6 protein-coding genes are annotated in these 6,126 nt (G+C 66.2%); 2 read left to right on the top strand and 4 right to left on the bottom strand.

Annotated elements, in window-relative coordinates; translation table 11 throughout:
* Positions 1–64: 64 nt before the first annotated feature.
* Entirely contained in the window at positions 65–1,861 is a 1,797-nt protein-coding gene (locus ACFV4K_RS34295) for a DUF3556 domain-containing protein (protein WP_379280464.1), read from the bottom strand.
* 537 nt (positions 1,862–2,398) lie between these two features.
* Here ACFV4K_RS34295 and ACFV4K_RS34300 point away from each other — a divergent pair.
* Both ACFV4K_RS34300 and ACFV4K_RS34305 read left to right on the top strand, forming a co-directional pair.
* The gene (locus ACFV4K_RS34300) at positions 2,399–2,845 is read left to right on the top strand and encodes an Rpn family recombination-promoting nuclease/putative transposase (RefSeq protein WP_379280456.1); all 447 of its coding nucleotides are present in this window, start codon (positions 2,399–2,401) and stop codon (positions 2,843–2,845) included.
* 5 nt (positions 2,846–2,850) lie between these two features.
* Positions 2,851–3,282, top strand: a complete 432-nt coding sequence (locus ACFV4K_RS34305; protein WP_379280457.1) for a hypothetical protein — start codon at positions 2,851–2,853, stop codon at positions 3,280–3,282.
* A 624-nt stretch (positions 3,283–3,906) separates the two neighbouring features.
* Here ACFV4K_RS34305 and ACFV4K_RS34310 read toward each other — a convergent pair.
* The 3 genes from ACFV4K_RS34310 to ACFV4K_RS34320 all read right to left on the bottom strand — a co-directional run.
* Positions 3,907–4,878: an ACP S-malonyltransferase gene (locus ACFV4K_RS34310; RefSeq protein ID WP_379280459.1), complete on the bottom strand. Its 972-nt coding sequence runs from the start codon at positions 4,876–4,878 to the stop codon at positions 3,907–3,909.
* Entirely contained in the window at positions 4,875–5,771 is an 897-nt protein-coding gene (locus ACFV4K_RS34315) for an alpha/beta hydrolase (protein WP_379280461.1), read from the bottom strand. Before ACFV4K_RS34315 ends, ACFV4K_RS34310 begins: the two co-directional genes overlap by 4 nt.
* Positions 5,768–6,126 (bottom strand): acetyl-CoA carboxylase biotin carboxyl carrier protein subunit (locus tag ACFV4K_RS34320; RefSeq protein WP_379280463.1); only part of this gene is annotated, 359 nt, incomplete at its 5' end. The genes ACFV4K_RS34320 and ACFV4K_RS34315, both read right to left, overlap by 4 nt.

Genomic DNA, 6,126 nt, shown 5'->3' on the forward strand with positions numbered 1-6,126 from the left:
GCATATGACGATGGCGCCGAACCGTTTTCGTGGTTCGGCGCCATCGCAGCGGTGGATCAACGTTCTATTGCGCGACCCCGTTTCGCGTGACGGTGGCCGATCCGGGCCGAGACAGTGACCACGTCACCGATGTGGGGATCGGACCGTTCGGCAGCCACGGCTGCTCGGCCACGGCGTCGGCCACCTTCCAGGTGCCGCGTTCGATCACACCGAGCGCGGCGTCGATGACCTGGTAGCGCTGGACTCCGCTGCCGAAGGCTTCCGACTCGACCCAGACGACGACCAGCTCGCCGGGCTCGAAGCCCGCCTCGTCCTGCACCGCCCTGATCAGGTCCGCGTTGTGCAGGTGCCCGTCGCCGAAGTTGAAGCCGATCAACGAGTTACAGACGAACTCGGCCTCTCGCACGATCCGGGTGTCGATATCGGGCAGACTTTTCAACAGCACCGAGAACAGGCCGCGGCCCTGACTGTGCATGGTTCGCCAGGCGATCGTCTTCTGCAAGGTGATCTCGGCCCACTGCGGTTCGTAACCGAACCCGATGAACTGATCGATCTGGTTCGACGCCGTCCGGGTGACCCAGTCCAGCTTCGCCTCCGCGCCGGGGGCGAACGTCCACACCGCCGAAGCCCAGTTGCCGGCGTACTGCCGCATCGACGGGAGGAACGACACCTTGTCCGGACGCAGCGTGCCCAGCACCGGGAAGAACAGCAGCCCGGCCGCGATCGCCAACGGAATCAGCGCAGAGGACGCATCGGTGACCGCGTAACCGTCCCAGTTCGGGAACCCGAGGAACAAGAAGACCGTGGCGTACGCGAAAAGAATGTTCCACTCCAGCGGAACCGCCAGCGGGAACGCCGACGTGATGAACAGGTGCAGCAGTACCATGACCGCGGCCGCGGCGAGCGTCAGCCACATATTCGCGGAGAAGAGCAGCACCAACGGGGCGACGATCTCGACCATCGTGCCACCGACGTGTGCCACCACATGCGCCGATCGCGACGGCCGCATATCGCGCGGGAAATCCCGGTACAGGGAGCGCTTGAACGCCTTCGACGGCATCGACGGGCTGTTGCTGATCATCGGGGGAATGACATTGGAGAAGTGCTTGCCGAACTTGGAGAAGCCGGCGCCGATCCACACCACCACGATCAGCATCTTCAACGCGATGATCATGTCCACGAACGGCAACACGGCGAAGAAGAACAACGCCGGCAGATACTGTTCACCGCGCGCGCCCAGGAAGACCGCCTTGTCCCGCAGACCGTTCGCGATCAGCAGCACGATCGGCGCCACCAGCAGCGCGGGCTTGACCAGCCCCGACGAATCGCCGGGCAGCATCGCCGAGAGCGAATCACTGTGCGCGCCAGGCGAAACCAGAGCGACCACCAGGCTCGCCAGCAGCGCGACATAGAGTGCGACATCGAAGCGAGTGCGTCGATCGCCACCGGTGAACGGCATCCACTTCCACGGCCGCAACCGGATGGTTCCGGGCCGGGCCCAGAACAGGATCCCGCCGGTCATGGGCTTGACCTTGCCTGCCAGCGGACCCCACGATCCGGCAATACCGATGGCCTCGAGCAGCACCGTCCACAGGATCGCCTTCTGATAGACGATCGGCTGGTTCCACCACTGCGCCACATGCCAGAACGCGGGCAGCCCCGACGTCAGCGTCGCCACCGTGATGCCGCCGATCGCGTAGAGGAAGATCAGCTTGAAGATGTAAACGGTGTGCACCATCTTCGGCGACCCGAAGCCGTTCTCGGCCCAATCGAGGGCAAGGACGCGCATCCGCTCCATCAGCGGCTTCCGCAGAAAATCGGCCGGATCGACCGGCGGTAGGTAAGGTTTGGTGAATCCCATTGGTCCAGCTCCTGTTTCGATACCACGCGCAGGATGCAGTCGATTCGCGTGGACGCCGCTGACCTGCTGTCTCGTGTTGAGTGCCACAACCCTAAAAAGCAGTGATCGGCACCACACTGTTGCGGAACGACCAACTTCACCTGGGCCCTTGTCTCAAGCAGACAAACGAACGGTCCGGCATCGACAAGGCCGCTCACAGCGGACGGCCGTGGGGATGGGGTCAGGTTGTTCGAAGCGCCGCTGACCGTCTGACCGTCGGCGAACCCCGCAGACTTGCTGCTCTGGGCTCACCGTTGCTCGGTGCGCCACGGGGTGCGCGGACGCGGATTCACGTAGCGATTGCGGGTGTCAGCGACCTTGATCCATTGCGCGGGTGGCGAATCGGGCATGGCGCGCGAGATCGATGAATCGGTCCTCGGCGAGGGATGCCGGTAGTAGATTGCTCGAATATGGCTGAGCGGCCGAAGAATCCACACGACGCCTACTTTCGGCACGTCATGTCCGAGGCTACCGCCGGCGGCGGGTGAGATACGGGCTGTGCTATCGGAAGCCGCTGTGGCGCATCTGGATTGGGATGGCATGGAATTGCAGTCGTGCAGTTTCGTGCCGAAGGAGTTGCAGTCGCGCTACACCGATGTACTGTTTCGGATCCGCTGGGATGATCGCGATGCCTTCGTGTTCATGTTGATCGAGCATCAAAGCAGTACCGACGAGTTGATGGCGTTCCGGCTCGAGTACATGGTGGCGATCTGGAACCGCTACCTGCGGCACAACCAGCACGCGCGTCGGCTGCCGGTCGTGATTCCGGTGGTAGTGCACTGCGATCCACGCGGGCATCGCTGGAGCGCCCCCACCGAGCTGTCCGATTTGCTCGATGTCGACCGGGCATGCGGTTGGCGTTGGGAGAGTGCTTGCCGCGGTTGCGGTTTCTGCTGGACGATTTGGGTGCGGCTGATGTGGCGGCCTTGCGGGCGCGGAAGCTGAGCGTGATGGCGAAGGTGTTGTTCGTGTCGCCGAAGGTCGGGCCCGGCAATTCCCGATTGGGGCATGATCTGTTGCCGCTCGAGGGTGAGTTGCGTGTGTTGATCGAGGATTACCCGGGCGAGTTCGACCAGGTGATGGCGTATCTTTGGAGTGTCGGTAAGACCGATGTCGCTGGCTTTGCACCGTTGATCGACCGGCTCGGTCCGCGAGCGAAGGAGATCATGATGACAACCGCTGAACAGTTCCGCACCGAAGGACGTGCGGAGGGGCGTACCGAAGGGCGGGCTGAGGCTTTGCTCGACCAGTTGGTGGTCAAGTTCGGGGCGGTACCCGATCGGATCGTCGGTACGGTGCGTGGGGCAGAGGCGGCGCGGTTGCGCGTATGGGGTGCGCGGGTGCTCACCGCCGATACGCTCGACGAGGTATTCGCCGAGTAAGCGCCGCTGGTGCGATCCCAGCTAGAACCACTCCAAACGGCCGGGTCTCACGGTATCTGTGAGACCCGCCCGTTTTCGTATGCGCACTCACTCGTCGAACCCGAACGTAGGCGTCGACATATCGGACGGCCTCCTCCGGTGGTAGCGCCTCTCCCGTATCCGCATCGATACAGCTCGCCTCCAACATCTGTTGTCCGGACAGCGGATGGGCGACTCCCGTGTCGAGGTACCAGCCGCGTACTTCCTTGATGGGGATGGGCGTGCCGTTGGCGAGGGTGTGGCTGATCTCCGGAGTGAAGGTCCGCAGGATCAGACTGCTCTCCTCGCCCCGTTCGAGGATGCGCAGCACCTCGTCGGCCACGGCGGGGTGCGCTCGATGTACCAGCTCCCGTCATCGCGCTGGTCGATGGCGGTCGACCAGCCATTCGCCAGTGTCAGTAGATGTCGGGAGTGCCCGGCAGATCGAACCAGCGTGGTCAGGTCTGACCCGGAGTTTTGGGCCCGCTGCCGTCGGGTGGTTCGGGTTGATCATGGTTCCGACCACTTCGAACGGCAGGCACCACACGGTGTCTGCCGTTTTGTGTTTGTTCGGTCGGCGATTGGAAGCCCGCTGCATACCGCGAGCTACGGCGTGCTTCCGGTAGGGGTGGTGAGGGCGTCGAGAGCTGTGGTGAGGGTTGCGGGGGTGCGCAGGGGGTGGCGGTTGAGGTGGGGGAGTTCGCGTTTCGCAATGGCGGTGAGGACGCCCGCCGGGGGGAGTTCGAGGAGCGTGGTGAGGCGGGCCTGGCGCAGGGTTGTCGTGCACAGGTCCCAGCGGACGGGGCGGGTGATCTGAGCGGCGATCTTGGTCAGGGCGTCGGCGCCCGACGTGACGGGGCGACCGTCGAGGTTGGAGAGCAGGGGGCGGATCGGGTCGCGGGGGACGAGTTTTCCGATCGCGTGGGTCACCGTGTCGCGGGCGGCGGCCATGAATTCGGTGTGGAAGGCGCCCGCCACCGGGAGGACGACCACTTTGGCGTCCGCCGGGCGGTCGGCCGACAGCGCGGCCAGGGCTTCGATGCGTCCGGCGACGACGAGATGGCCGGGAGCATTGTGGTTGGCGGGCACCAGATCGAGCTCCGCGATGCGGGTGAGCACCTCCTCGAGTCTGCCGCCGAGGACAGCCGCCATACCGGTGCGGTCCGCGGCGCAGGCGTCGGCCATGGCGCGGCCGCGGGTGGCGGCCAGGGCGATCGCGTCGTCGGGGGAGATCACGCCGGCGGCCGCTGCCGCCGCGAGCTCGCCGACCGAATGACCGGCCACGATCGTATCGGGCCCGAGTCCGCCCGCGGCGTGCAACGCCGCCACCGCGAGCAGCGCGGCGGCGACCACCAGCGGCTGGGTGGCGGCGGTGTCGACGAGTTCGGTCGCGTCGGCGGTGGTTCCGAGGTGCAGCAGGTCGAGGTCACAGATCTCCGACCAGCGCGTGAGGCTTTGCTCGGCGCCCGGCAGCGACAGCCAGTCGGTCAGCATGCCCGGTTTCTGCGAGCCCTGCCCGGGCGCCAGCAGGGCATAGGGCGCGACGTCGAGGAGGGTGCGGGCGGCGGGGTGGCTCATCGGCGCTGCCTCCGCGCCACGCATTCCTCGGCGAAGGCCAGCGACCGCAGGTGGAAGGTGCGCGCCGTGTAGCCGAGGCTGGTGTTGTGTCCGGCGTCGAGTTGACGGTCGATGACCACGCGCGGTGAATGCCGCAGTCGGGAGCGCAGATTCGCGAGGGTGCGGTCGTCGTGATGCCACCAGCGCTCATGTTCGGCGAAGGTGAACCGGATCGGAACCCGGATGCGCTGGGCGATCGCGGGGAACATCGATTCCCAGCTCACGATGTCGAACTGCTCGGCGGCCGGGATCGGCGCGGTGATCGAGCGGGCCTGATGGAAGGTCTCCGGCGGATACAGCTGCAGCGGCAGCCAGCTCTTCGTCCACGTCGCGCCGATGTTCTCGAGCCCATCGGCCAGGTGGGCATAACGGTGCCCGCACCCGGAGACATCGATGCCCAGTAGATCGGGTACGCGCTGATAAGCGGCAGTGGCCAGCGCCAGCTTGCCGCCGAACGAGTGGGCGTGCAGCAGCACACCCGCGCCGGTGTCGAACCGCCCGGTCAGATCACGCAGCGCGTTGGCGAGGGTGGCGGCCTGGTCGATGACGGGCTGGCCCTCGGGCAGTGCGTCGGCGGACGCGCCGTACCCGGGGCGGTCGATGGCGACGACCGAGAAGCCGAGGGCCGCACCCAGTTCGAGCATCGACATGCCGGGCAGGGCCCGACCGTGGAAGTATCCGGCCCGCATCCCGGCCCCGTGCAGGGCGACGATGGTGCCACGCGGCGGCTGCCGGACCGGCGTGGTGATAAGCGCCGACAGCGTCGCGTCACCGCCGTCGAGGTCGATGGACCGCACCTGCGATTCATCGAAGGACGAATGCGGTTGCAGCGGTGTGGGATTGATGACGGTCATGTCTGGTCTCCTTGGCTTACACTGCAAATCGGAGTGCCCTGGGTGATGGCGGCGCCGGCCTCGACCGACAGGCCGGTGATGACACCGGCCTGGTGCGCGGTGACCGGGTTCTCCATCTTCATGGCCTCGAGCACCACGACCAGATCCCCGGCCTCGACGGACTGCCCCTCCGTGACGGCGACCTTGACCACGGTGCCCTGCATGGGCGCGGTGACTGAATCGCCGGAGGCTGCTCCGGCCATGCCTGTTCGCTTGCGCGGCTTGGGCTTCTTGCGGACGACGCCCGCGCCGTTCGCGGACGCGGCGGCGCCGACCGAGAACTGACCCGGCAGCGACACCTCGAGGCGACGGCCAC

Origin of the sequence: Nocardia sp. NPDC059764, assembly GCF_042732555.1 — a bacterium.
In the GTDB taxonomy this organism is placed as follows: domain Bacteria; phylum Actinomycetota; class Actinomycetes; order Mycobacteriales; family Mycobacteriaceae; genus Nocardia.